The 24056-nt window shown below is 63.1% G+C and carries 21 protein-coding genes and 1 pseudogene; 5 read left to right on the top strand and 17 right to left on the bottom strand.

Annotation, left to right across the window (positions count from 1 at the left end; all coding sequences use genetic code 11):
- The 4 genes and pseudogenes from ACX93L_RS16470 to fghA all read left to right on the top strand — a co-directional run.
- Positions 1 to 295 (top strand): annotated as a pseudogene (locus tag ACX93L_RS16470) (S-(hydroxymethyl)glutathione dehydrogenase); the annotation flags it as partial.
- Between the two features lie 61 nt (positions 296 to 356).
- Positions 357 to 797, top strand: a complete 441-nt coding sequence (locus tag ACX93L_RS16465; RefSeq protein ID WP_459405821.1) for a YaiI/YqxD family protein — start codon at positions 357 to 359, stop codon at positions 795 to 797.
- 43 nt (positions 798 to 840) lie between these two features.
- On the top strand, positions 841 to 1500 hold the full coding sequence (locus ACX93L_RS16460) for a DUF1345 domain-containing protein (protein ID WP_459405820.1): 660 nt from the start codon (positions 841 to 843) through the stop codon (positions 1498 to 1500).
- A 20-nt stretch (positions 1501 to 1520) separates the two neighbouring features.
- Positions 1521 to 2354 (top strand): S-formylglutathione hydrolase, encoded by an 834-nt coding sequence (gene fghA, locus ACX93L_RS16455; RefSeq protein WP_459405819.1) that lies wholly within the window; start codon positions 1521 to 1523, stop codon positions 2352 to 2354.
- Between the two features lie 72 nt (positions 2355 to 2426).
- Here fghA and ACX93L_RS16450 read toward each other — a convergent pair whose 3' ends face one another.
- The 9 genes from ACX93L_RS16450 to ACX93L_RS16410 all read right to left on the bottom strand — a co-directional run bounded on the left by ACX93L_RS16450 (position 2427) and on the right by ACX93L_RS16410 (position 14363).
- Positions 2427 to 4061 carry a glycoside hydrolase family 43 protein gene (locus tag ACX93L_RS16450; protein WP_459405818.1) on the bottom strand — a complete coding sequence of 545 codons (1635 nt, stop codon included), beginning with the start codon at positions 4059 to 4061 and terminating at the stop codon, positions 2427 to 2429.
- 113 nt (positions 4062 to 4174) lie between these two features.
- On the bottom strand, positions 4175 to 5227 hold the full coding sequence (mgrA, locus tag ACX93L_RS16445) for an L-glyceraldehyde 3-phosphate reductase (RefSeq protein ID WP_459405817.1): 1053 nt from the start codon (positions 5225 to 5227) through the stop codon (positions 4175 to 4177).
- A gap of 124 nt (positions 5228 to 5351) precedes the next feature.
- Complete coding sequence (locus ACX93L_RS16440) at positions 5352 to 6485, bottom strand: Gfo/Idh/MocA family protein (protein WP_459405816.1); 1134 nt, start codon at positions 6483 to 6485, stop codon at positions 5352 to 5354.
- Between the two features lie 32 nt (positions 6486 to 6517).
- Positions 6518 to 7279: a sugar phosphate isomerase/epimerase family protein gene (locus ACX93L_RS16435; protein ID WP_459405815.1), complete on the bottom strand. Its 762-nt coding sequence runs from the start codon at positions 7277 to 7279 to the stop codon at positions 6518 to 6520.
- A gap of 77 nt (positions 7280 to 7356) precedes the next feature.
- Entirely contained in the window at positions 7357 to 9819 is a 2463-nt protein-coding gene (locus tag ACX93L_RS16430) for a beta-mannosidase (protein ID WP_459405814.1), read from the bottom strand.
- 235 nt (positions 9820 to 10054) lie between these two features.
- Positions 10055 to 11146, bottom strand: coding sequence for an ABC transporter ATP-binding protein (locus ACX93L_RS16425; protein ID WP_459405813.1), 1092 nt, complete (start codon positions 11144 to 11146; stop codon positions 10055 to 10057).
- A gap of 6 nt (positions 11147 to 11152) precedes the next feature.
- Positions 11153 to 12097, bottom strand: a complete 945-nt coding sequence (locus ACX93L_RS16420; protein WP_459405812.1) for a carbohydrate ABC transporter permease — start codon at positions 12095 to 12097, stop codon at positions 11153 to 11155.
- Entirely contained in the window at positions 12090 to 12992 is a 903-nt protein-coding gene (locus tag ACX93L_RS16415) for a carbohydrate ABC transporter permease (protein ID WP_459405811.1), read from the bottom strand. The genes ACX93L_RS16420 and ACX93L_RS16415 overlap by 8 nt, the downstream gene beginning before the upstream one ends.
- 135 nt (positions 12993 to 13127) lie before the next feature.
- On the bottom strand, positions 13128 to 14363 hold the full coding sequence (locus ACX93L_RS16410; protein ID WP_459405810.1) for an ABC transporter substrate-binding protein: 1236 nt from the start codon (positions 14361 to 14363) through the stop codon (positions 13128 to 13130).
- Positions 14364 to 14811: 448 nt separating this feature from the next.
- Here ACX93L_RS16410 and ACX93L_RS16405 point away from each other — a divergent pair, with 448 nt between their 5' ends.
- Positions 14812 to 15846: a LacI family transcriptional regulator gene (locus ACX93L_RS16405; protein WP_459405809.1), complete on the top strand. Its 1035-nt coding sequence runs from the start codon at positions 14812 to 14814 to the stop codon at positions 15844 to 15846.
- An 86-nt stretch (positions 15847 to 15932) separates the two neighbouring features.
- Here the strand turns inward: ACX93L_RS16405 and gndA are convergent, their stop codons facing one another.
- The 8 genes from gndA to ccoO form a co-directional block, all read right to left on the bottom strand.
- Positions 15933 to 17357, bottom strand: coding sequence for an NADP-dependent phosphogluconate dehydrogenase (gene gndA / locus ACX93L_RS16400; protein WP_459405808.1), 1425 nt, complete (start codon positions 17355 to 17357; stop codon positions 15933 to 15935).
- Between the two features lie 106 nt (positions 17358 to 17463).
- Positions 17464 to 17619 (bottom strand): cbb3-type cytochrome oxidase assembly protein CcoS, encoded by a 156-nt coding sequence (gene ccoS / locus ACX93L_RS16395; protein WP_459405807.1) that lies wholly within the window; start codon positions 17617 to 17619, stop codon positions 17464 to 17466.
- Positions 17616 to 19916, bottom strand: a complete 2301-nt coding sequence (locus ACX93L_RS16390) for a cation-translocating P-type ATPase (protein ID WP_459405806.1) — start codon at positions 19914 to 19916, stop codon at positions 17616 to 17618. Before ACX93L_RS16390 ends, ccoS begins: the two co-directional genes overlap by 4 nt.
- Positions 19913 to 20410 carry a FixH family protein gene (locus ACX93L_RS16385; protein ID WP_459405805.1) on the bottom strand — a complete coding sequence of 166 codons (498 nt, stop codon included), beginning with the start codon at positions 20408 to 20410 and terminating at the stop codon, positions 19913 to 19915. The genes ACX93L_RS16390 and ACX93L_RS16385 overlap by 4 nt, the downstream gene beginning before the upstream one ends.
- A complete protein-coding gene (gene ccoG, locus ACX93L_RS16380) occupies positions 20407 to 21993 on the bottom strand; it encodes a cytochrome c oxidase accessory protein CcoG (RefSeq protein ID WP_459405804.1) in 1587 nt (528 codons plus the stop codon). The genes ACX93L_RS16385 and ccoG overlap by 4 nt, the downstream gene beginning before the upstream one ends.
- A gap of 288 nt (positions 21994 to 22281) precedes the next feature.
- Complete coding sequence (ccoP, locus tag ACX93L_RS16375) at positions 22282 to 23145, bottom strand: cytochrome-c oxidase, cbb3-type subunit III (RefSeq protein WP_459405803.1); 864 nt, start codon at positions 23143 to 23145, stop codon at positions 22282 to 22284.
- Between the two features lie 3 nt (positions 23146 to 23148).
- Positions 23149 to 23301, bottom strand: coding sequence for a cbb3-type cytochrome c oxidase subunit 3 (locus ACX93L_RS16370; protein ID WP_169588202.1), 153 nt, complete (start codon positions 23299 to 23301; stop codon positions 23149 to 23151).
- Positions 23302 to 23311: 10 nt separating this feature from the next.
- Positions 23312 to 24043, bottom strand: coding sequence for a cytochrome-c oxidase, cbb3-type subunit II (gene ccoO / locus ACX93L_RS16365; protein ID WP_459405802.1), 732 nt, complete (start codon positions 24041 to 24043; stop codon positions 23312 to 23314).
- Positions 24044 to 24056: the final 13 nt, after the last annotated feature.

The following is a 24056-nucleotide window of genomic DNA, read 5'->3' as shown; positions in this document are numbered from 1 at the left end:
GGCGCTCGAAAGCGCGCATCGCGGCTGGGGCAAGTCGGTGATCATCGGGGTGGCGGGCGCCGGCCAGGAAATCTCGACGCGTCCGTTCCAACTCGTCACTGGCCGCCAGTGGATGGGAACCGCGTTCGGCGGCGCGCGCGGCCGCACCGACGTGCCGAAGATCGTCGACTGGTACATGGACGGCAAGATCCAGATCGACCCGATGATCACCCACACCATGCCGCTCGAAGACATCAACAAGGGCTTCGACATGATGCACAAGGGTGAATCCATCCGCGGCGTCGTCGTCTATTGAGACCTGCCTGATCAAACATCGCGGTGGCAGGGACGCCCTTGCCACCGGGTACGGAGTGATCATGATCTATGTCGATGCCGATGCCTGTCCGGTGAAGCCGGAAATCCTGAAGGTCGCCGAGCGCCACGGCCTCGAGGTGACCTTCGTCGCCAATTCGGGCCTGAGACCGTCCCGCGATCCGATGGTGAAGAACGTCATCGTGTCCGGAGCATTCGATGCCGCCGACGACTGGATCGCCGAGCGCGCCGGTCCGGGCGACATCGTGGTGACAGCAGACGTTCCGCTCGCCGGGCGCTGCGTGGCCGCTGGCGCTTTCGTGACCGGGCCGACGGGGCGTGTCTTCGATACGACCAATATCGGCATGGCGACCGCCATGCGCGACCTCGGGGCGCATTTGCGCGAAACCGGCGAGAGCAAGGGTTACAACGCCGCCTTTTCGCCGCGCGACCGTTCCGCCTTTCTCGAGACGCTGGAGCGGCTTTGCCGCCGCTCCAAGGCGTGATAGTCGGTTGCCTCCCCGTAACCCGCGCACCGGAGGTCCGGACATGGCCAGTCTCTTCGACCGCCTGATCGCCCACCGGCACGGGCCTTTCTATGCAGGTCTCTCGACCGGACTGGTTGCCGCGCTCGCGGCCTTTCTGATCAAGCCTCGGCTCACCCTGGACGCCGGCGCTGTCGTCTTCTTCTTCACCTATCTCGCGCTGATCGCTCTTCGGATGCCGCAACTGACGGCCGACTATCTGAGGGACAATGCCGAGCAGGCCGACGAACCGGCGCCAGTGATTCTGGTCGTCACCCTCGGCGCCGTGGTAATTGCCGTCGTCACGCTCTTCCTCGCACTCAACCGCACCTCCGGCGGCAGCGCCGTCGGACTCGTGCTCTCCTTTCTCTCCGTCGTCGGCGGCTGGGCGACCATCCACACGATGAGTGCCATCCACTACGCGCATCTCTACTGGCGTCCGGAAACGACGGCCGACGGTGCCGACAACAAGGGCGGCCTCGCCTTTCCGGAGACCGAGGCGCCGTGCGGCTGGGACTTCCTCTATTTCTCCTTCGTCGTCGGCATGACGGCGCAGACCTCCGACACCGACATCACCTCCACCCGCATGCGACGGATCAACCTGTTACACGCCGTCGTATCGTATTTCTTCAATACCGTGCTCATCGCGGCCGCCGTCAACGGCGCCGTTTCGCTGGCCGGCTAACAGTACAGGGGACCCCAAAGATGAAGATCCTTTCCCAGAACACCGCCTTCGGCGGCATGCAGGGCGTGTTCTCCCACGAGTCGGAAGCGACCAAAGGCGAGATGACCTTTGCCGTCTTCGTTCCGCCGCACGCGATCACCGAAAGGCGGCCGGTTCTCTGGTATCTCTCCGGCCTCACCTGCACCCACGCCAATGTCATGGAGAAGGGCGAGTATCGCCGCATGGCCGCCGAACTCGGCCTGATCATCGTCTGCCCCGACACCAGTCCGCGCGGCAGTGACGTGCCGGACGAGCTCACCAACTGGAAGATGGGCAAGGGTGCCGGCATGTATCTCAATGCCACCGAGACGCCGTGGTCGGATAACTTCCAGATGTATTCCTATGTCACCGAGGAACTGCCGGCGCTGGTTGCCGAGCATTTTCGCGTGGACCTGGACCGACAGGGCATCTTCGGCCATTCCATGGGCGGCCACGGCGCGATGACGATCGCGCTGAAGAACCCCGGCCGCTTCAGGAGCTGCTCGGCCTTCGCGCCGATCGTCAATCCGCTGACCGCCGACTGGACGCAGGACGCCTTCGAGAAATATCTTGGACCCGACCGAGCCAAGTGGCGCGAATACGATGCCTGTGCGCTGGTCGAGGATGGGGCACGCTTCCCGGAATTCCTCATCGACCAGGGCAAAGCCGACAGCTTCCTCGAAACCGGCCTCGCGCCGTGGAAGTTCGAAGAAGCGATCAAGGGCACGGATATCGGGCTGACGCTGCGCATGCACGAGCGCTACGACCACTCCTACTACTTCATTTCGACCTTCATGGACGACCACTTGAAGTGGCATGCCGAGCGGCTGGGGTGAACTTCGAGACTTACGCCGTCATGCTCGGGCCTGTCCCGAGCATGACGACCGGAGAGGCCGGAGCGCGGTCCGTCACACCCGCTGATAAACGAAGAAATCGAAATCGGCGTCTTTCGCCCGGCCGCTGGTGTCGAAGGCGAACATGCCGCAGAAGGCGCCGGTGAAGGAGCCGTGCTCGCCTCGGCCTCCCTCGTCGGAGATTACACCGGCGTCGAGGACCGGGCCGACAAGCTGCCAATCGACATCGCCTGCCCCCGAAGCCGCATCGGTCGCGGCTGGCCGCCAGAAGAACCGAAGATCGTTGTCTATGACCTCCATGGCGAGATCGATGGAGCCATCGGGAACGGAAACGCCAGGGCCGAGCGGGAAACTTAGCCGGCTATCCGGGTAGTCTCCGGCGCACGACAGGATGGTGATCATACGACCGAGCTTCTCGTGCAGCGTCACGCCGAGGGCGTGAAGCTTGTGCCGATTGTAGTAGTGGGTGAGACCGGCCACCTGCTGGTAGGTGTCGGGGGCAAAGTCGATGCGGGTCTCGGCCCGGAAGCGATGGTCTTCCTGCCTGCGGGCTACGAGCGCCTGTTCGAACCATGAGCCGAGGCTTTCCCGGCCATAAAGGCGCAGATGCCCCGGACGGGCGGCGAGCGAGAAGAGCCGGTCCGGTTCCGGAGTTCGAAGCCACTGGAACTCGGGCGGAAGGACGGTGTCATCGAAGTGCCGGCTGATGACGGTAGGCCTCGCGTGGCGATCGACCGGTTTCGGCGGCGCAACTTCCAAGGCCGGAACCGGGGTGTCGTCCACGAGATAGAGCCAGCCGTCGTCCCTCCAGACACATTTCTGCACAGCGGTTTCGCGGCCCAGCGTGCAGCGGCGCTTCGGCGCCAGCGGCCGGCCGCAGAGATGGGTGTGATAGGCCTCGCCGTCGGGCGTTTCGACATACTGGCCGTGGCCGGCCCGCTGAAGCGCTGCCCCCGTATCATCTTTCGAGGTGATCAGATGGGTGTCGGGATGCATCTCGTAAGGGCCGTCGATCGCCCGCGAGCGCGCCATGGTGACGGCATGGTCGTAGCCGGTGCCACCCTCGGCGGTGGTCAGGTAATACCAGCCGTTCTTCTTGAACAGATGCGGCCCCTCGACCAGGCCGAGCGGACTTCCGGCAAAGATGTTCCTCACCGGCCCTTTCAGCGCACCCACGGCCGGGTCCCATTCCTGCAGAAGGATGCCGTCGAAGGCCGGGTGTTTCGGCGAGCCGCCATAGCTCTCCGTTCGGTGGTTCCACTGCATGTTGAGGAACCATTTGCGACCGTCGTCGTCATGGAACAGCGAAGGATCGAAGCCGGAGGAATTCACATAGACCGGGTCGGACCATTCGGCTTCGATCGATGGTGCGGTGACGATGTAGTTGTGCGCGTCCTTGAAGTTGCCGTCGAAGCGCTTGACGTCGGTATAGACCAGCCAGAACCGGCCGTCGGCATGGGAAAGGCAAGGCGCCCAGACGCCGCAGCTGTCGGGATTGCCGCGCATGTCGAGTTGGCTCTTACGCTCCAGCGGCCGGCGCACCAGCGTCCAGTTCACCAGGTCGCGCGAGTGATGGATCTGCACGCCGGGATACCACTCGAAGGTCGAGGTGGCGATGTAGTAGTCCTCGCCGACCCGGCAGATCGACGGGTCGGGGTTGAAGCCCGGCAGGATGGGATTGATGATCATGCTACGTCTCTCCTTCGTATGCGATGGTACCCCCCGCTGGCGTGCCGACATGTCCCCCTTTGAGGGGGGAGATGTCGGCGCAGCCGACAGATGGGGGTATCATTGCTCCGGGTTCATTTCTTTTTGCGTGCCGGCCCCTTCCGCTCGGCGGAAGCGGCCCAGAGGTTGATGTCGGCTTCCCGCGCGTAAACGTCGATCTCGGCCAGTTCGTCGGGGGTGAAATCGCGCCGTTCGAGCGCCTTGACGCAGTCCTCGACCTGGGCTGCCTTCGAGGCGCCGATGAGGGCGGTGGTTATGCGGTCGCCGCGGAGCACCCAGGCGAGCGCCATCTGGGCGAGCGTCTGGTCACGACGCTCGGCGATCGCGTTCAGCTTGCGAATGTTGTCGACATTGCGCTCGTTCAGGAATTCGCGGTTCAGCGATTTATCCTGCGCCGCCCGGCTCTCGTCGGGGATGCCGCCGAGATATTTCGAGGTCAGCATTCCCTGCGCGAGCGGAGAGAAGACGATCGAGCCGATGCCGAGTTCTTCCAGCGTGTCGATCAGGCCGTCCTCCTCGATCCAGCGGTTGATCATCGAATAGCTCGGCTGGTGGATGAGGCAGGGCGTGCCGAGGCTCTTCAGGATGTCGACCGCCTCGCGGGTGCGCTTCGAATTGTAGGAGGAAATGCCGACATAAAGCGCCCTGCCCGACCGGACGATGTGATCGAGCGCGCCGCAGGTTTCCTCCAGCGGCGTATCGGGATCGAAGCGGTGCGAGTAGAAGATGTCGACATAGTCGAGTCCCAGGCGTTTCAGGCTCTGGTCGCAGGAGGCAATCAGATATTTGCGGCTGCCCCACTCTCCATAAGGTCCCGCCCACATGCCGTAACCGGCCTTGGACGAGATGATCAACTCGTCGCGATAGCCAGCGAGATCGGTCCTGAGGATCTCGCCGAAGGCAGCTTCCGAAGCGCCGCCCGGCGGGCCGTAGTTGTTGGCGAGGTCGAAATGGGTGATGCCGAGGTCGAAGGCCTTGCGCACGATCGACTGCTTCACTGCGTGAGGCGTATCATTGCCGAAATTGTGCCACAGCCCGAGCGAGATCGCCGGCAGCTTCAGGCCGCTCCTGCCGCAGCGGTTGTAGGTCATCCGCTCGTAGCGGTCTTCGGCCGGGGTGTAGGTCATGGAAGCCTCCCAAATTCAGTCAGCTCAGGTCGTCATTTACCCCTCATCCCCCTGCCTGGACCTTCTCCCGCGAGCGGGGAGAATGTGGCGGCAGCCGGATGAGGGGCAAGCGACGCCTCTGAACTCATCTAAGCAGTGCCAGCGCCTCGTCCACCCCGAGTGCCGCCGGCTGGGTGCAGGTTGTCGACAGTGTCACGAACTCGCCCGTCTCGCCGGACTTCAGGATCGAAGTCATGACGTCGACGCCATGCAGCGCGCGGTCGAGCGAGCAGCGCGCGTCGCGGTTTTCAAGTATGGCGACGGCCATGTCGGCAAGGCCGGCGGTGCGGTAATTGGCACGCGGGCCTTGCGGGCTCTCCTGGTTGTTGCGGCCGAAGGGGTGGTCCCAGGCGTCGAGCGGCCGGATGTCCTTGTCACGCCCCGAGGCCTCGACCAGACCGCCGAAGAAGTTGGGATCGGGGACGTAGAGCGAGCCCTCGGTGCCGTAGAGTTCCATGTTGGCGTGGCGATGCGACCAGACATCCCAGCTCGCCGACAGCGTAATCGTGGCGCCGTTTGCGAATTCCAGAAGGGCGTGGATGTTGGTCGGGGTCTTCACGGGGATCACGTCGCCGGCGCGCGGCTGGCTGGTGATGGTGCGGGTTTCGCTCGCCATCGAGGTCAGTGCGGCGACCCGCTTCACCGGGCCGATCAGGTTGACGAGATTGGCGATGTAATAGGGTCCCAGATCGAGGATCGGACCGCCGCCGGGCAGGAAGAAGAAGTCCGGGTTCGGATGCCACATCTCCATGCCCGGGCTCATGACATGGCAAGTACCGGAGGTGATCCGGCCGATGCCGCCCTGGTCTACGAAGGCGCGGGCAAGCTGATGCGCACCGCCGAGAAAGGTATCCGGCGCGCATCCGACGGATAGTCCCCGGCCGCTTGCGATCCGGCGCAGGTCCTCGCCGGCCTCGAGGCTCAAGACCAGCGGCTTTTCCGAATAGACATGCTTGCCGGCTTCGAGAATGCGCTTCGAGACGGCGTAGTGGGCGTCCGGGATGGTCAGGTTGACGACGATGTGGATCTCGTCATTGGCGAGCAGCTCGTCGATCGTCTGTGCCTTCACGCCGTATTCCTCGGCGCGCAGCTCGGCGGCGTTCATGTTTAGGTCTGTGCAGGCCAGCACCTTCAGGCCCTTGAAGAGCGGTGCGAGCGAGAAATAGGTGGTCGAGATATTGCCGCATCCGATGATGCCGACGCCGAGTTCGCGTGCCATGGATAAGTCCTGCTTTCTGAGGCCGGTAGAGTTCAATAAGTGCGAAAGGAGGCGATCGAGCGCTCGATCAAGCGCGCAAGATCCTTCGGATTGTCATGTTCAAGAACGTAATGACGGACGCCGGAAAGGCGAAGGCGGGCCAGCAGGTCCTTCCACGGCACGGTGCCGTGGCCGAGATCCGCCCAGCCGTCCTCGTCCACATTGGCGCCGGTGGGGGCTATATCCTTCACATGCACCGCGGTGATGCGCTTGCCATAGCTTTCGATCCAGGCGAAGGGATCGGCGGAGCCCCGGATGATCCAGGCGATGTCGGCCTCCCAGGCAAGCTCGGGGCCGCCGGCGAAGATCTGTTCCTGCGGGGTCGATCCGTCCTCCAGCGTGGCGAATTCGAAGTCGTGATTGTGCCAGCCAAAGGTAAGCCCGGCATCACGGATCGGCTTGCCGATCTCCTGCAGACGCTGGCCGAAGGAGAACCAGCTCATCGGATCCTGCGGGCGCAGTTCCGGCAGCAGATAGGGGCAATAGATCGCCTCGATGCCGAGCGCCCGGGCGATCTTCAAGGCCCTTGCCGGGTCGCTTTCGAGGAGGTCGAGGCCGAAATGGGCTGTCGGCATGGTCAAACCATTGCGGTCGAGGTCGCCGCGCAGCCCATCGAGACCCGCGTCATCGAGAGACGCATACATGGCGCCGTACCCCTCGACATGGGCGTATCCGGCTTCAGCAAGCAATGGATAGACGTTGGTGAAGGGCTGGAAATTGCGGGCGCTGTAAAGCTGGAAACCGAATTTCGTCATGGTGTTTTCCTCCTCTTCCTGTAGGCGCTCGGCGCGGGACCGCCGCGGCACTTGTTCTCATGCGGTGAAGACGATCCTCAGCCGACCTGCTGGCAGCTGAAGAGGTCGTAGGTGCGAAATTGCGGAACGGCGCCGGAGCCGGCACCATCGGCGGGGGTGAAAATGATGCGGCGGGTCTCGCCGCCCGCGAGATCGAAGGCATTGTCCGAACAGCGCCCGGGGCGATCGGCCTCGATCACGACGAAGAGCGCCAACTCCGCCGCGGTCAAGGACACCTCGTAGGTGCCGTCCGGCAGCGGCCGGACATTGAGGGCAAGGCTAGGCTGCTCGAGTTCGAGCGCCTTGTAGGGCAGAACCGAGAGATGCCCCTCGCCTGCCGTTCCATTTGCGGCTGTGAAGCGCCAGCCGAGCAATGCATCTGCCGGGATATCCGCCTGGGCCACCTCGAGGAGGGCGATCGCGCGGTCCGCCGAAGCGCTCCCCGTCACCGTCTTCAGCGGCAAGCGGCGACCGGACAGCGTCAGCGCAAAGAGCTCGACCTCGACGGTCACGGCATCGGTCGTGTCGTTGACCAGGGACAGCGCGATGGAACTGCCGTCCTCGGACGGGATGGCGACGACGTTGACCGGCTGGAAGAAACGCCGCGCCATGTAGTGCAGAGCCTTCCAGCCGCCGCCGTAGTCGAGGCTAGACCAGGATGCGACCGGCCAGGTGTCGTTCAATTGCCAGTAAAGCGTGCCCATGCAATGGGGCTTGAGCGAGCGCCAGTAGTCGACCGCGGTCTTGATCGCGAGGCCCTGCTGGATCTGGCTCAGATAGACGAAGTTGGCAAAATCCTTCGGGAAGCGGAAATAGCGGAACATGGTGGCTGCGATCCGCTCATTCCCACCGGCATTCTTCTGGTGCAGCTCGATCACCGGCGAGGCGATATTGAGGTCATCCTTTTCCGCGAAGGTCTCGATCACCGGCATCGAGGTGTAGGACTGAAAGCCGAATTCCGAGCAGAAGCGCGGTTTGACAGTTCGGTAATTAGCGAAACTCTTGTTTTCGTGCCAGACCGACCAGTAGTGCATGTCGCCGGATCCGTCGGCATGCCATGCGTCGCCATAATCGAGATAACCCGAGGCCGGGCTCGACGGCCACCAGATGCCCTGCGGATGGGCCTTGCGCACCCCCTGTTCGATCACCCGGTTCAGGCGGTCATAGGCGACGAGATAGCGGTCGCGATTGTCGCGGCTCTCCTGAAACCAGGTGAGAGCGCCGACCAGTTCGTTGTCGCCACACCAGAGCGCGATCGAGGGATGCGAAGAGAGCCGACGGACCTGATAGTCGACCTCCTGCGCCACGTTGGCGAGGAAGTCTTCGGAGCACGGATAGAGATTGCAGGCGAACATGAAGTCCTGCCAGACCATCAGCCCGAGTTCATCGCACAAATCGTAGAACCAGTCGGCCTCGTAGAAACCGCCGCCCCAGACGCGGATCATGTTCATATGGGCCGCGGCCGCGGAGCGCAGCAGGTCCCCGGTCCTGGCTTGGCTCGTTCGGGAGAAGAGCGCATCCGCGGGAATCCAGTTGGCGCCGCGGCAGAAGATCTCACGTCCATTGACCCGGAAGGCGAAGCGCGCGCCCGCCTCGTCTGGATCGGTGATCAGCGTGACGGTCCGCAGACCGATCTGACGCGTCAGCGTTTCGCCCGGGATCTCCGCCGACAACGTGTAGAGCGCCTGCTCCCCGCTTCCGGCCGGCCACCACAGGCGCGGCTTTTCGACGGTGAAGACATGGGAAATCACCGTCTGACCCGCGGCGATGCCGCAATCAAGGCGCTCCCTCTGGGCGTCGAATTCGAAATGCACCGGCACCACGCTCGGTTCGAAGGCGTGAAGTGTCAGACGGACATGCAGATTGACGCTGCCGTCGTCGTGATGGACCTGCTCGGTCTCCAGGTGCTCGATCCGGGCCGGGTCGAGCTTCCTCAGCGCGATGGTGCCGTAGAGGCCGAGCGGCGCGATGGCGATGTTCCAGTCCCAGCCGAAATGGCATTGCGGCTTGCGCAGCATGTTGCCGTTGGCGATCGGCGAGTTGGCCGTCGAATACGGAACGAAGAACGGCTGCCGCGCCTGGCGTTCGGCGCCGGCGGCAATCGAGGAATGAAAGAGAATGCGGATGCGGTTCTCGCCGGGCTGCAGGGCCTGGGACACGTCCGGCCGGTAGCGACGGAAGCAATTGTCGGCGGAGAGGACCGGAATGTCATTGACGAAGACGACGGCAACCGTGTCGAGATAGTCGACGTCGAGATACCAGCGGCCCTCGGCAGACTCGAGGAAGACGCTGCGTTCGACCATCCAGTCGCGTTCCGCCACCCACTGGACTGCCTCCTCGTTGCGGCCGAAGTACGGGTCGGGAATGATGCCGGCAGCCTCGAGCGCCGAATGCACGTCGCCCGGCAGCGTGATCGGCGCGTCGTGCTGACCGTCGGCCGAGGCGAGGCGCCATTCGCCGGAGAGATCGATCGTGGTTTTGGCATCACTCGCAGTCTTCATGGGTCATCTCATTCCGGGCAGCAGGCCCATTTTCATCTCTCGCGGTCACGAGGGGCCATCCTCGCGGCCCCTCATCCGCCTGCCGGCACCTTTGCCAGCCTTTCGCCTTTGCTCAGGGCGTTCGTCATTCGAAACGGTTCACTAGATCGTTTCGTCGGCTGCGCCGACCATCCCTCACCCTGACCCTCTCCCCTCAGGCGGGGAGAGGGTCAGGGTGAGGGGCAGGTCATGCGTCTCAAAGCCGCTCCTCCGTTTCGGCGTCGAACAGCGAGGCAACAGACATGTCGAAGCCGAGGCGAAGCCTTGCTCCGGGTTGGTAGCGGCGGGTGCCGGAGGTGCGGACCGACATGACGTGGCCGGCATGTTTCAGCCACAGCAGGTTGTCGGCGCCCATCGGCTCCTCGATATCGACCACGGCCTCGTGGGTTTCGGCGCCGGCCGGCACCTCGTCGTCGATCAGCACGTGTTCCGGGCGGATGCCGAGCACGACCTTGCTGCCCGCAGCGAGCGGCCCGGCCGTCTCGTAGCCGTCAAGGGAAAAGTCGACACCGCCGGTGGTGAAGACCAGGCCGTTGGCGCGCTCGACCAGTTCACCGCGCAGGAAGTTCATCGACGGCGAGCCGATGAACCCGGCGACGAACAGGTTCTTCGGGCGGTTGTAGATGACCATCGGGTCGTCGAGCTGCTGGATCACGCCACTCTTCATAATGGCGATGCGGTCGGCGAGCGTTAGCGCCTCGATCTGGTCGTGGGTGACGTAGATCATCGTGTTCTTCAGCGAATGATGCAGCCGCTTGATCTCGACGCGCAGCTCTGAGCGCAGCTTGGCGTCGAGGTTGGAGAGCGGTTCGTCGAACAGGAAGACGTCGACGTCGCGGACCAGCGCCCGGCCGATCGCCACGCGCTGGCGCTGACCGCCGGAGAGTTCGGCCGGCTTGCGCTTAAGCAGCGCCTCGATCTGCAGGATCTCGGCGGCGCGCGCCACCTTCTCGCGGATCTTCTCTTCCGGCACCTTGGCGACCCGAAGACCGAAGGACAGGTTCTTCTCCACCGTCATCTGCGGATAGAGCGCGTAGGACTGGAAGACCATGCCGATACCGCGGTCCTTCGGCTCCTCCCAGGTGACGTTCCGGTCCTTGATGAAGATCTGCCCGTCGGTCGGCTCGAGCAGGCCGGCGATGCAGTTGAGAAGCGTCGACTTTCCGCAGCCGGACGAGCCGAGCAGCACGAGGAACTCGCCGTCGCGAATGTCGAGATTGAGGTCTTCGAGAACGGTGACCGCTCCGAACGAGAGCGACAGATCCCTGATCGAAACACTGTTGGACATGAGCACTTAACCCTTCACTGCGCCGGCGGCGATACCCCGGACGAAGAGCCGGCCGGATACGAAATAGACGATGAGCGGGACGAGACCGGTCAGCAGGGTCGCTGCCATGTTGACGTTGTATTCCTTCACCCCCTGCACCGAATTGACGATGTTGTTGAGCTGAACGGTCATCGGATAATATTCCGGCCGCGTGAACACGACGCCGAAGAGGAAGTCGTTCCAGATGCCGGTGATCTGCAGGATCATCGCCACGACGAAGATCGGCAGCGACATGGGCAGCATGATCCGCCCGTAAATCTGCCAGAAGCCGGCCCCGTCGATGCGGGCCGCCTTGAACAATTCCTCTGGCAGCGAGACGAAGTAGTTGCGGAACAACAGCGTCAGGATCGGCATGCCGAAGATGGTGTGGACGATGACAAGGCCAGTCAGCGTGCCGTAGATGCCCATTTCGCGCAGCACAATGACGATCGGGTAGATCATCACCTGATAGGGGATGAAGGCGCCGACGATCAGGATGGTGAAGAAGATCTCCGAGCCCTTGAACTTCCAGTTGGCCAGCGCATAGCCATTCACCGAGGCGATGATGATCGACACAATGGTGGAGGGAATGGTGATGCGCACCGAGTTCCAGAAGCCGCGCGACAGGCCGTCGCAGTTGAGCCCCGTGCAGGCTTCCGCCCATGCCTTGACCCAGGGTTCGAAGGTGATCTCCATCGGCGGCGAGAAGATGTTGCCGAGCCGGATCTCGGGCATGCCCTTGAGCGAGGTCACGACCATCACATAGAGCGGCACGAGGTAGTAGACGGCGGCGAAGAACAGCGTGCCGTAGAGCATGATGTTGCGCGACGAGAGCGTGCGCCGGGGCTTGCGACCGCGCGGGCCGGAGCCGAGCCTGTCGGAGACAGCGTCGAAGCCGGCGGCCGTCGCGTTGAGTGTTGCGGGATTAGCCACGCTTCTTTCCTCCGAATTCCAGATAGGCCCAGGGAACGACGATGATAGCGACGGTCAGCAGCATCATGGTCGAGGCGGCGAAGCCCTGGCCAAGATTCTGCGCCTGGAACATGTAGTCGTAGACGTATTTCGCCGGCACTTCGGAGGCGATGCCAGGGCCGCCGCTGGTCTGGGCGACGACGAGGTCGTAGACGCGGACGATACCGCTGGCGATGATGACCAGCGTGGTGATGAAGACAGGGCGCATCATCGGGATGATGATGAAGAGATAGGTCCGCCACATCGGAATGCCATCAACCCGCGACGCCTTCCAGATGTCCTCGTCGATGCCTCGCAGGCCGGCCAGCATCAGGCACATAACCAGGCCCGTGCCCTGCCACAGCGCGGCGATCAGGATGCCGTAGATGACGATGTTGGGATTGTAGAGCGGGTCGAAGGCGAAGCTATCCCAGCCGAGCGAGCGCACGATCGACTGCACGCCGAATTCCGGATTGAGGATCCACTGCCACACCAGGCCGGTGACGATGAAGGACAGCGCGAAGGGATAGAGGAAGATCGTCCGGAAGGCATTCTCGAAGCGGATCTTCTGGTCCATCAGGGCGGCCAGCAGAAAGCCGATCACCAGGCTGAAGATCAGCGACAGGATGCCGTAGACGGCGAGATTCTGGATCGCCATCAGCCAGCGCGGGGCGGCCCACAGGCGCTCGTACTGGTCGAGACCGACGAAGGAAAGCCGCGGCAGCAGCTTCGAATTGGTGAAGGAATAGAAGACGGTCCAGAGCGTGCCGCCGAGAAAGACGACGACGGCGGTCAGGATCATCGGGATGGAGGCAATCTTCGCATTGAGATTGCGCAGCAATTGGTTCGGCCGACCGGCGCGCACTTGGCCCGTCATGGGTCACTCCCTTTCTTCGCGATCCGCATTGGTGGCTCGACCCGGCCTCCCAGAGCCGGGCCCGACACCCCTCCCCGCAGAGCCACCGGCCCCGCGTGAAGCGGGACCGGCACACTGCGGCCGGGAGGAATGGGATCAATCGGCGCTGGCGATGATGTCGGTGAAGCGCTTCTGCGCGTCTTCCGGCGTCATCGACGGCGTGGCGAAGAACTCGGAGAACAGGTCTTCCATCTGCTTCTGGCTGTCGGCGGAAAGCATCTGGTCGGTGCTGATCAGGACATTTCCCTTGGCGAGAATGTCGAGGCCCTTCTTCATGCAGTCATTGGCGGCGGCCAGATCGACGTCGCCGCGGATGGGCAGCGAGCCCTTCTTCAGGTTGAAGGCGACCTGGGTGGTCGGATTGACCAGCGTCGAGGCCAGGACTTCCTGCGCCTTGGACTTTTCCTCGTCCTTCAGCACGGGGAAATAGAAGGCGTCGCCCCCCGTGGTGATGATCTCGTTGACGCCGAGACCCGGAAGGCAGGTATAGTCCTTGCCGGCGACTTGACCAGCCAGCTGGAATTCGCCCTGCGCCCAGTCGCCCATGATCTGGCCGCCGGCCTTGCCGGTGATGACCAGATTGGTCGCCTGGTTCCAGTCCTGCACATTGCTGCCCTTGGACATCCGACGCGCATCGTCGGCCGCCTTGAACACCTTCGCGATCTCAGGCCCGGCCGCCACTTCCGCGTCCTTGTCCTGGAACACCTTGAGATAGGTGTCCTTGCCGCCGATGGCGATCATCAGAACACCGAAGGCGCCATTGGCCTGCCACGGCTGGCCACCGACCGCGAGCGGCTGGATGCCGGCCTTCTCAAGCGCCGGGGCGGCGGCGACGAACTCGTCCCAGTTCTTCGGAACCGGCACGCCGGCCTTCTCGAAGGCGGCGTTCGAAAGCCACAGCCACTGCCAGGAATGGATATTGACCGGGGCGCAATAGATCTTGCCGTCGATGGTGCAGGAATCGAGCAGGCTGAGCGGCCGGATGAAGTCCTTCCACTTTTCCTTCTCGGCAACCGCCGTCAGGTCGCGCATGAGGCCGGACTGGGCCAGTTCCTCGGCCTGGCGGCCATGGTTGAACTGGGTGGCACCCATCGGGTCCCCGCCGGTGATGCGGCTGACCATGATCGGCCGGGCCGTGCCGCCCGAGCCGGCGATCGCGCCGTCGACCCATTTGTTGCCCGTCTTGTCGAACGCCTTGGCAAGCTCCGCGACCGCGGCCGCCTCGCCACCGGACGTCCACCAATGCGTGACCTCCAGGTCGGCTGCCTGAGCCACGGCAAAAGGCAATACGACGCTTGCGACCAATCCGGCCGCGACGCTACGAAAATTCATGAGTCTCCTCCCTCACTGAAACGTTGCCGGAAAAACCTATTCGAATCGATTTAAACACGCAACCTCCGCGAACATTAATTTTTTCCTTCGACGTATTTTCCACCGACGGTCGAGCCAGACACAGGATTTCCGGCATGCCGCTTTCCGGTGATTCCATCCGAAAAAAGCGACATTGTCCGTTCCTTTATCGTCATTTACCGCAAATATGTTCGCCCTTATGGTGCATTGCGGCATCTCATGCTCGCTTGTCGCGTTTTTCCTGCTCGAGAATGCGCGTACAATTTATGATTGCACCTCCTTCGCAAACGCACACAAATCGGCACTCGACTTTTCACCTGTATCGTTACAGATTTTGCCGTCCATAATACGAAGGATTAGCGCCGATGCGCATTTGCAGCCGACGCTCGGGCATCTATAAGGGAAGCTCAAGGGAAGCGGTGGGGACAGCATGAAAGAAGACAATGCGCGGGACGTCGGCAGTCTCGCGAAGGAAACGAAGGAGCGACCGACGCTCAAGACGATCGCCTTCATGACCGGACTCGGCATCACCACCGTTTCACGCGCACTGAAAGACGCTCCGGACATCGGCGCCGAAACGAAGGAACGTGTGCGCATGGTGGCCCGCCAGCTCGGCTACCAGCCCAATCGTGCCGGGGTTCGCCTGAGGACGGGCAAGACGAACGTGATCGCGCTGGTGCTCAGCATTGACGAGGAGATCATGGGCTTTTCCAGCCAGATGGTATTCGGCATTTCCGAAGTACTGTCGGGCACCCCCTATCACATCGTCGTCACGCCGCATTCGCACAGCAATGACCCTATGCAGCCGGTGCGCTACATCCTCGACACCGGATCGGCCGACGGGGTGATCATCTCGAGGATCGAGCCCGATGACGCGCGGGTCAGGCTGCTTGCCGAACAGAACATGCCGTTTGCCACCCATGGGCGGACCAATGCGGGGCTCACCCATCCGTTCCACGACTTCGACAACGAGGCCTTCGCGCGCCAGGCGGTGGAGCGGCTCGTCGCCCGCGGGCGGCGGAAACTCGCCCTGCTGCAGCCGCCGGGCAAGCTCACCTACTACACCCATACGCGAAACGGCTTCCTCGAGGGGCTGAAAGCCTGCGGCGCGACGGAAGTTCCGCTCACGGTGACGATCGACACGCCGCTCGCCGAGATCCGCGACGCCGTGGAGGCCGTGATGCGTTCCGACAATCCGCCCGACGGCATCGTCTCGTCCTCGGGAAGCTCGACGATCGCGGTTAATGCGGGCATCGAGGCGGCCGGCAAGCGGGTTGGACGCGACATCGACCTTGTGTCGAAGCAGTCAGCCCCGATTCTCAACTGGATCAGGCCCGAGATCATCACCGCCTATGAAGACGTGCGGCTGGCCGGCCGGGAACTGGCGAAGGCGGTGATCGCCAGCATCGACGGCGTCGCGCCGGACATGCTCCAGAGCATCAGCCAGCCGATCTGGGAACACTGAGGCGTCCCGGAAGAAGCAGCAAACCACTCACAAAAAAGCCGGCGCGACGCCGGCTTTTTTGTATTTGTCCAACCTGCTTTGGAGCATCACGCACCCGCGCTCCACGGCCCGTGGTGGACGTCGAAGCCGTCGGTGCGATCGAAGCCGTGGGCGCCGAAGAAGTCGCGTTGCGCCTGGATCAGATTGGCGGTACCGCGCGCCTGGCGATAGGCGTCGAAATAGGTGAGCGCCGACGCAAGCGCCGGAACCGGAATTCCGGCCGTGACGGCAGCGGCCACGATCCGGCGAAGGGCTGGCAGGCTTTCGCGGACCATCGCGGAAAAAGCCGGCGTGACGATCAGGTTGGCGACATCCGGTGTCTCGGTGAAGGCCTTGGTGATCTCGTCGAGGAACTGCGAGCGGATGATGCAACCGGCCCGCCAGATCCGCGCAATCGTCGGCATGGGGAGAGACCAGCCGAACTCGCGGGATGCTTCGGCCATCACCGCAAACCCCTGCGCATAGGCACCGATCTTGGCGGCGAAGAGCGCCAGTTCGAGGTCCTTCAGCAACGCAGCACCGTCCTCAAGCGGAAAGGCATAATCCGGAGCGCCGAAGATCGCCTGGGCGGCCTCGCGCTCCGCCTTCATCGACGAAAGACTGCGAGCGGCGACCGCCGCCTCGATCGCCGTCGCCGGCACGCCCATCTGCTGGGCCTCGATGACCGACCACTTGCCGGTGCCCTTCTGGCCCGCACGGTCGAGGATGACGTCGACGATCGGCCGGCCGGTCGAGGCATCGCCGGCGGCCAGGACCTTTTCGGTGATCTCGATCAGGTAGGAATTGAGCCGGCCCTTGTTCCAGCCGCCAAAGATCGCACCGATCTCGCCGGCCTGCTTGCCGAGGCCATCGCGCAGGATTCCGTAGATCTCGGCAATCATCTGCATATCGGCATATTCGATGCCGTTGTGGATGGTCTTGACGAAATGGCCGGCCCCGTCGGTTCCGAGCCAGGCGCAGCACGGATCGCCTTCATAGCGGGCCGAGATCGAGATCAGAACCTTTTCAACGCGTTCATAGGACTGCCGGGTCCCACCGACCATGATCGACGGGCCGTGGCGGGCGCCCTCCTCGCCACCGGAAACGCCCATGCCGATGAAGGTGAGGCCCGTATCCTTCAGCCGGTCGAAACGGGCAATGGTGTCACGGAAATTGGCGTTGCCGGCGTCGATTACTATATCGCCACCCGACAGCAGCGGCTTCAGCGCGTCGATCTGCTGGTCGACCGCCTCACCTGCCTTGATCATGATGATGATCGGCCGTGGTGGACGGATGGCGGCGACGAAGGCTTCGATCGTGTCGCAGCCGACGATGTTGCCGGCCAGCGAACCGGCCTCGGCGACGAATTCCGCTGTCCGTGACGGCGTGCGGTTGAAGACCGCGATACGGCTACCCTTTTCGGCGATGTTGAGCGCCAGGTTGGATCCCATCACGCCAAGACCGATCAGCCCGATTTCCGCAAGTTCCGTCATGTTGTCCCTCGTTGCCGTCTAATGCATGAGGTCCACTTTGTGACATTCTGAAACGTTGCCGACAAGCGGGGCGCGGTTGACCGCGATCAAAATTCCGTTGACGAAATCAGGTACCGGGACGGTCGTCGTCTTCGCTGATCGCTCGCCAGGCGGCGCCTTCGAGGTCCTCGTATTGCCCGCTCTTCAACGACCAGAGGAAGGCGAAAAGTCCCAAGCCTCCCAGAAACAGGGCGATCGGGATCAGGTAGATCAGCATGTTCATGATGCGAGGCTCGCATTGGGCCCGACATAGGCCGGCGCCGGCTGCACCTGGTCGGCATCATCCTTCAGCGCCAGCCGATTGAGGCGGAGCGCATTGACGACGACGATGATCGACGAGGTGGACATTGCCACGGCGGCAATCAGCGGGGTGGCGTAACCAAGGATGGCAATCGGCACGGCAATGACGTTGTAGCCGATGGCGAGCACGAAGTTCTCGCGGATCAGCCGGCCGGCACGCCGGGATGCCTCGATGGCAAAGACAACCGAATCGAGGTTCTGGCGCATGAAGACGAAGTCGGCCGCCTGGCGCCCGACATCGGCAGCCGTTGCCGGTGCGATCGACACATGGGCGGCGGCAAGCGCCGGCGCATCGTTGATCCCGTCGCCGACCATCAGCAGCTTGTGGCCTTCGGCCTGAACGGAAGCGCAGAACTCGGCCTTTTCGCGCGGGGCAAGTTCGGCCTTCCAGTTGTCGATACCGAGGCGCCGGGCGAGCGACGCGACCACGCCGCGGCGGTCACCCGACAGGATGCCGACCGCATAGCCCTTGGACTTCATCAGGTCGATCGCCTTTTCGGCGCCGGGTCGCAGGGTGTCCTCGAAACGGAAGGCCTGCAGTTCACGGCCGTCGAGCGAAAGCACGACCTCGGAATTTGCGTGATCGGCAGCGTCCCCCGCGGTTTCAGCGCAGGCAAAGCGGCGGCTGCCGAGCCGGTAGACGCCATCGGCCGTCGTGGCTTCGATACCGGCACCCGGGATTTCCTTCACGGCATCGAACACCATGGTCGGGCCCGAGGCAGCGCGCCAAAGGGCCTCCGACAGCGGATGGCGTGAATGCGCCGCAAGGCCGGCTGCGATCGAAAAAGCATGAGCGTCGATCGACGCGGTATCGAGCAGGCGCGGCTTGCCAAGCGTGAGCGTGCCGGTCTTGTCGAAGGCGACGGTATCGATCTCGGCCAGTCGCTCCATCGCGGATCCGTCCTTGACCATGATCCCAGCCTTGAAGAGCCGACCGGCGGCGACAACCTGCACCACCGGAACGGCAAGGCCGAGCGCGCAGGGGCATGTGATGATCAGTACCGCAACGGCGACGAGCATCGCGTGCTTCCAGTCACCATCGTAGAGGCCCCAGCCGAGAAAGGACAGCAGCGCCGTCAGATGGACGGCCGGCGAATAGTATTGTGCCGCACGGTCGGCAATGCGGCGGTAACGGGCGCGACCGCCTTCGGCCGCCTCCATCAGGTTGATCACCTCGGCGAGGAACGAATTGCGCGCCGTGGCCGTCGCCTCGATCACCAGCGATCCGGTAAGGCTCAGCGTACCCGCCTGGACCGTGTCGCCGGCGGCGACCTCAAGGGGCGCGCTTTCGCCGTTGACGATCGACACGTCCATGTCGCTCGCGCCGCTTACGATGGTGCCGTCGACCGGGACCCGGTCGCCGGTCGAGACGGCCACCTTGTCGCCGACCCGGATTTCCTCGAGTGCACGATAGTCCCGCGAGCCGTCTTCCGCCACGACGAGTGCGCCGCGCGGGCTGAGGCGGGCCAAACCGCTGATCGCCGAGCGCGCGCGGTCACGCATGATGTGGTCGAGGGTACGCCCGATCAGCAGGAAGAAGAGCAGCGATGCGGTCGCGTCGAAATAGGCATGCTCACCGTGATGGATCGTCTCCCACAGCGAGATGAAGTAGGACATCGTGATCCCGATGGCGATCGGCACGTCCATGTTGGTACGGCCATGACGCAGCGCGTTCCAGGCGGACTGGTAGAAGAAACGACCGGCATAGATCAGTGCAGGCGCCGCGATCATCGCCGAGATCCAGTGAAACATGTCGCGGGTCGAGGCGTCGGCGCCCGACCAGACCGAGACCGAGAGCAACATGATGTTCGTCGCGGCGAAGCCGGAGACGGCAACCGCCCGGATCAGCTTATTGCGCAGTTCGTCACCGGCTTCCTCGGCGGCGGTGAAGAGATGCGATTCGTAGCCGGTCGAGGCGATCGCACGCGCAAGGCCGACCGGATCGGTGGACGTCTCGCCGACCTTGTCCTTCCAGACGATGGAAACCCGCTTGGTCGAAAGATTGACGCGGGCGCGCTCGACTTCCGGAAGAGCTCGCAGGGCCCGCTCAATGGTGGTGATGCAGGTGCCGCAGTGGACTGCAGGAACGCTGAGATCGGTCTGCAGGAGCCCCTGCCCCAAATCCCGACTCGCCAGACGCAGCTCTTCCGCCGTCGGAAGAGCATGTCCGGCACGCTCCATATCGAGCGCGCCTTCCGTTCCTGCGGCACAGCAGCTCATTTTGCCTCTCCGATTACCGCAATGCGGTTCGCTTCATGCATGATGGTCTGCCCCTCCCTGACCGCGATCACCTCGACGATCCAGTGGCCGTGCAGAACCTCGTGCGGCGCCTCGAAGACACCCGCGCCGACCGACTGCAGCTCGGCGACAAAGTCCTGGTGTTCGCCGACCGGGCGCTTGAAGTGAGCCGTCACCTTGTCGGCGATGACCGGCTCGTCGCCCGACATGGTCAAGTGATAGCGGATGACGCCGTCCTTGACCTCGAGCTTGCCCTTGATACCGGTCGCCAGCATGGCGCGGATGCCGGCTGCCTTGCCGTTGAACTCCTGGCTGGCGACGTAGGTGTTTTTCACCACAAGGCCGCTCCAGGTCGAGGACGCCAGATAGGCCATGGTAAAGTTGACGGTGATGATGGTGCCGAAGAACAGCACCATGATCGTCAGCATGTGCCAACCGGTGAAGACGAAGGGCCGCTTCTCGCTCTGCGTGGTCATTTCCTTGCTCCGGGGCCGAAGAATACGGCGTCGTAGGTATCCTGCTCGTCGCCACCCTGATCCTTGACGACGAATTCAAACTCTTCCGCGTGATGTTCGAGGCTACCTTTGGGCAGGGTGACAAAGACCTTGAGCGTGGTCGCTTCATCCGGACCGGCATCAACCGTGAAGGAGCGAACCTCCTCGTCCGAAGTTCCGTTGACCTTCATCGTCGCATCCGGCAGGCCCTCGAGCGAGACCAGGATATTGCGCGGTTGTGGGATCATGTTCAAGATGCGCACCGTGTAGCCGTTGCGGATGGAACCGTCAGATTCCAGAACGAACTGCGGGTTACGGTCATGGAGAACGTTGACCTCAAGCCGATCGCGGCTGAGAAGCGCGACCAGCAAGCCCACGCCGACCGCGGACCAGACACCCATGTAGAGCAGCGTGCGGGCACGGAAGATGATTCTCCAGTCGAAGTGGCGGATGCTGTCGATGAACTTGCCATCGGCATCGCGCACCTTGTGCGGATCGATCGGCGTGGTGCCATCGGCGGTCGCGAGCGCCATGTTGCCCTGATATTCGTCGAGCGTCGCATAGGCGATCAGGCCGCGCGGCTTGCCGATCTTGTCCATGACGCTGTCGCAGGCGTCGATGCAGAGCGCACAGGTGATGCATTCGAGCTGCTGGCCGTCACGAATGTCGATGCCCATCGGACAGACGGCAACGCAGGCGTTGCAATCGACACAGTCCCCGACCGGAATCCCGGCGGCTGCGGCCTTCTTCGCGCCGCGGGTGCGCGGTTCGCCGCGCCAGTCGTTATAGGTGACGACCAGCGAGTTCTCGTCGAGCATAGCGGCCTGGATACGCGGCCAGGGGCACATGTAGATGCAGACCTGCTCGCGCATGATGCCGCCGAACACATAGGTGGTGGCGGTGAGCACGGCGACGGTCATGTAGGCGACCGGTTCTGCGTAGCCGGTGATGAAGTCCATCGCGAGCGTCGGCGCATCGGCAAAATAGAAAATCCACGCACCGCCGGTCGCCACCGCGATCGCCAGCCAGATGGCATGCTTGACCACCCGCTTCGAGATCTTGTCGAAGGTCCAGGGACCGGCATCCAGCTTCATGCGGGCATTGCGGTCGCCTTCGACCGCGCGCTCGACGACGAGGAAAAGGTCCACCCATACGGTCTGCGGACAGGTGTAACCGCACCAGGCACGGCCGACCGCCGACGTGATGAGGAAGAGGCCGAACCCGGCCATGACGAGAAGGCCGGCGACGAAGAAGAATTCCTGCGGCCAGATCTCAATGAAGAAGAAGTAGAAACGGCGATGCGCGAGGTCGATCAGCACCGCCTGGTCAGGAGCGAACTCGCCGCGATCCCAGCGCAGCCAGGGTGTCAGGTAGTAGATGCCGAGCGTGACCAGCATGACCAGCCACTTGAACTGACGGAAACGCCCCTCCGCCCGCTTCGGGAAGATCTTCTTGCGTGCCTCGTAAAGGGGACGCCGGACCTTGGCCGACATGACCGGTTCGGCTTCAAGACGTTCGATTTCGGCGGGCTCGGCCGCCTTGCCTTTTTCAGCATGCAGATTCATCAGAGGACCTCTTCGATTAGGGCTTCTTCTCCCATTCGGCACCATATCCCGCCTTGACTTATATCAAGCAGCGGCGAAGCGTCGCAATGCATAGAAAAAGCACCATATCGGGAAAGATGCGACGTTATTGCACAGCAAGAGCGCACGCCTGCGGCGCACCGCGAGAAAAGCTGCATGGAATCCGTCCCAAAGCAAGAAAAGGCCACGCCCAAAGGCGTGGCCCGGAGTCTTGAAGTGCGGCGATCGGCGGCACGTTGCCAGTGCCGCCGAGGCCTCATGCCGATCGGCTTATTCGCCGCCACCCAGCGAGTGGACGTAGATGGCGAGCTGCTTGACGGTCGCGTCACCGAGGCGTGCGCTCCAGGCCGGCATCACACCGTGCTTGGGCTGCGCGACCTGCTCGGCGATCTGTGCCTCACCATCGACCTTCAGCCAGATGGCGTCGGCCAGGTTCGGAGCACCGAAGTCCCGGCCGCCCTTGGCGTCTTCGCCGTGGCAGGAAGCGCAGTTCTCGGCGAACACGGTCTTGCCGGGTTCGACCATGGCTGCGTCGGCCGGGGTGCCGGACAGGCTGACCACATAGGCGGCAACCTGCTTGATCTGCTCCGGCTGGAGAATGTCGGCGAAGGCCGGCATTTCGGAGACGCGGGTGTCGGCGTCGCTGGCATAGCGGATGCCGTGCGCCAGCGTGGTGTTGATGGTCTCAAGATCACCACCCCACAGCCAGTCGTCGTCGTTGAGGTTCGGATAGCCGTTGCCGCCCTGTGCGCCCGAGCCGTGGCAGGGCGAGCAGTTGACCTTGAAGGCTGCAGCACCGCCAGCGATGGCGAACTGAGTGAGCTCCTTGTCGGCGACGATGTCGGCGAGCGGCAGAGCGGCGATCTTGTCGAGATACACCGCCTGGGCAGCCTTGGCGTCGGTGAGTTCGGCAGCGACCTGGGCACGACTCGAGAAACCGAGCATGCCCTTGGTGTTTTCCTTCAGGAGCGGCCAGGCCGGGTAAGCGATCGTGTAACCGATCGCCCACAGGATGGTCGCGTAGAAGGTCCAGACCCACCAACGCGGCATCGGATTGTTGAGCTCGCGGATACCATCCCACTCATGGCCAGTGGTTTCGACGCCACTGATTTCATCAATATGTTTCTGTGACATCTCTTAGTCCTCCTTGAGAGGGATGCTTGCCGCCTCGTCAGCAACTCGCTTGCCGCCGGGCCGGAACGTGAAGACGACAACGCCGACAAAGAACAGGGTCATGGCGAGCAAGCCCCAGCTGTCTGCGAAGTGGCGCATGGCCGTATAGGTTTCCATGTGCCCCTCCTCAGCGATAGCCGGTGGCGTCGTCGTAGGTGGTGAAGTCGACGAGCGTGCCGAGCATCTGGAGATAGGCGACGAGTGCGTCCATCTCGGTCAGTTCAGCCGGATTGCCGTCGAAGTCGCCGACCTTGGCCTTCGGATAGCGGGCCAGCAGCGCAGTCGTATCCGCATTCGGATCGGCCTGGGCTGCAAGGTCTGCGGCCGCGTTCTCTACCATCTCGTCGGAGTAAGGAACGCCGACGGTGCGGTTGGCCTTCAGTTCCATGTCGATGCTGGCGATCTTGAGCGGCGTCGTCTTGAGGAACGAGTAGCTCGGCATGATCGATTCCGGCACGACGTCACGCGGTTCGGTCAGGTGCTGGACGTGCCATTCGTTCGAATAGCGGTCACCCACGCGGGCCAGATCCGGACCGGTACGCTTGGAACCCCACTGGAACGGATGGTCGTACATCGACTCCGCAGCCAGCGAGTAGTGGCCATAGCGTTCGACCTCGTCACGGAACGGACGGATCATCTGGCTATGGCAGACATAACATCCCTCACGGATGTAGATGTTGCGGCCGGCCAGCTCCAGCGGCGAGTAGGGACGCATCCCCTCGACCTTCTCGATGGTGTTCTCGAGATAGAAGAGCGGTGCAATCTCGACGATGCCGCCGATGGTGACGACCAGCAGTGAGCCGAGAAGCAGAAGGCTGGAGTTCTTCTCGAGGATTGCGTGTTTATCAAGAATAGACATCTTTAGCCTTCCT

The organism is Rhizobium sp. CAU 1783, from assembly GCF_054551725.1.
The sequence above is the reverse complement of the archived record's forward strand: the minus strand, read 5'-3'. Positions and strand labels throughout refer to the sequence as shown.

What these genes read in the sequence shown, in the direction of transcription:
- ACX93L_RS16465 (WP_459405821.1), top strand. Translation starts at nt 357, where the DNA reads ATGATCTATGTCGATGCCGATGCCTGTCCGGTGAAGCCGGAAATCCTG.
- ACX93L_RS16460 (WP_459405820.1), top strand. Translation starts at nt 841, where the DNA reads ATGGCCAGTCTCTTCGACCGCCTGATCGCCCACCGGCACGGGCCTTTC.
- fghA (WP_459405819.1), top strand. Translation starts at nt 1,521, where the DNA reads ATGAAGATCCTTTCCCAGAACACCGCCTTCGGCGGCATGCAGGGCGTG.
- ACX93L_RS16450 (WP_459405818.1), bottom strand. Translation starts at nt 4,061, where the DNA reads ATGATCATCAATCCCATCCTGCCGGGCTTCAACCCCGACCCGTCGATC.
- mgrA (WP_459405817.1), bottom strand. Translation starts at nt 5,227, where the DNA reads ATGACCTACACCCCGGCCGAAGACCGCTACGAGCGGATGACCTACAAC.
- ACX93L_RS16440 (WP_459405816.1), bottom strand. Translation starts at nt 6,485, where the DNA reads ATGGCACGCGAACTCGGCGTCGGCATCATCGGATGCGGCAATATCTCG.
- ACX93L_RS16435 (WP_459405815.1), bottom strand. Translation starts at nt 7,279, where the DNA reads ATGACGAAATTCGGTTTCCAGCTTTACAGCGCCCGCAATTTCCAGCCC.
- ACX93L_RS16430 (WP_459405814.1), bottom strand. Translation starts at nt 9,819, where the DNA reads ATGAAGACTGCGAGTGATGCCAAAACCACGATCGATCTCTCCGGCGAA.
- ACX93L_RS16425 (WP_459405813.1), bottom strand. Translation starts at nt 11,146, where the DNA reads ATGTCCAACAGTGTTTCGATCAGGGATCTGTCGCTCTCGTTCGGAGCG.
- ACX93L_RS16415 (WP_459405811.1), bottom strand. Translation starts at nt 12,992, where the DNA reads ATGACGGGCCAAGTGCGCGCCGGTCGGCCGAACCAATTGCTGCGCAAT.
- ACX93L_RS16410 (WP_459405810.1), bottom strand. Translation starts at nt 14,363, where the DNA reads ATGAATTTTCGTAGCGTCGCGGCCGGATTGGTCGCAAGCGTCGTATTG.
- ACX93L_RS16405 (WP_459405809.1), top strand. Translation starts at nt 14,812, where the DNA reads ATGAAAGAAGACAATGCGCGGGACGTCGGCAGTCTCGCGAAGGAAACG.
- gndA (WP_459405808.1), bottom strand. Translation starts at nt 17,357, where the DNA reads ATGACGGAACTTGCGGAAATCGGGCTGATCGGTCTTGGCGTGATGGGA.
- ccoS (WP_459405807.1), bottom strand. Translation starts at nt 17,619, where the DNA reads ATGAACATGCTGATCTACCTGATCCCGATCGCCCTGTTTCTGGGAGGC.
- ACX93L_RS16390 (WP_459405806.1), bottom strand. Translation starts at nt 19,916, where the DNA reads ATGAGCTGCTGTGCCGCAGGAACGGAAGGCGCGCTCGATATGGAGCGT.
- ACX93L_RS16385 (WP_459405805.1), bottom strand. Translation starts at nt 20,410, where the DNA reads ATGACCACGCAGAGCGAGAAGCGGCCCTTCGTCTTCACCGGTTGGCAC.
- ccoG (WP_459405804.1), bottom strand. Translation starts at nt 21,993, where the DNA reads ATGAATCTGCATGCTGAAAAAGGCAAGGCGGCCGAGCCCGCCGAAATC.
- ccoP (WP_459405803.1), bottom strand. Translation starts at nt 23,145, where the DNA reads ATGTCACAGAAACATATTGATGAAATCAGTGGCGTCGAAACCACTGGC.
- ACX93L_RS16370 (WP_169588202.1), bottom strand. Translation starts at nt 23,301, where the DNA reads ATGGAAACCTATACGGCCATGCGCCACTTCGCAGACAGCTGGGGCTTG.
- ccoO (WP_459405802.1), bottom strand. Translation starts at nt 24,043, where the DNA reads ATGTCTATTCTTGATAAACACGCAATCCTCGAGAAGAACTCCAGCCTT.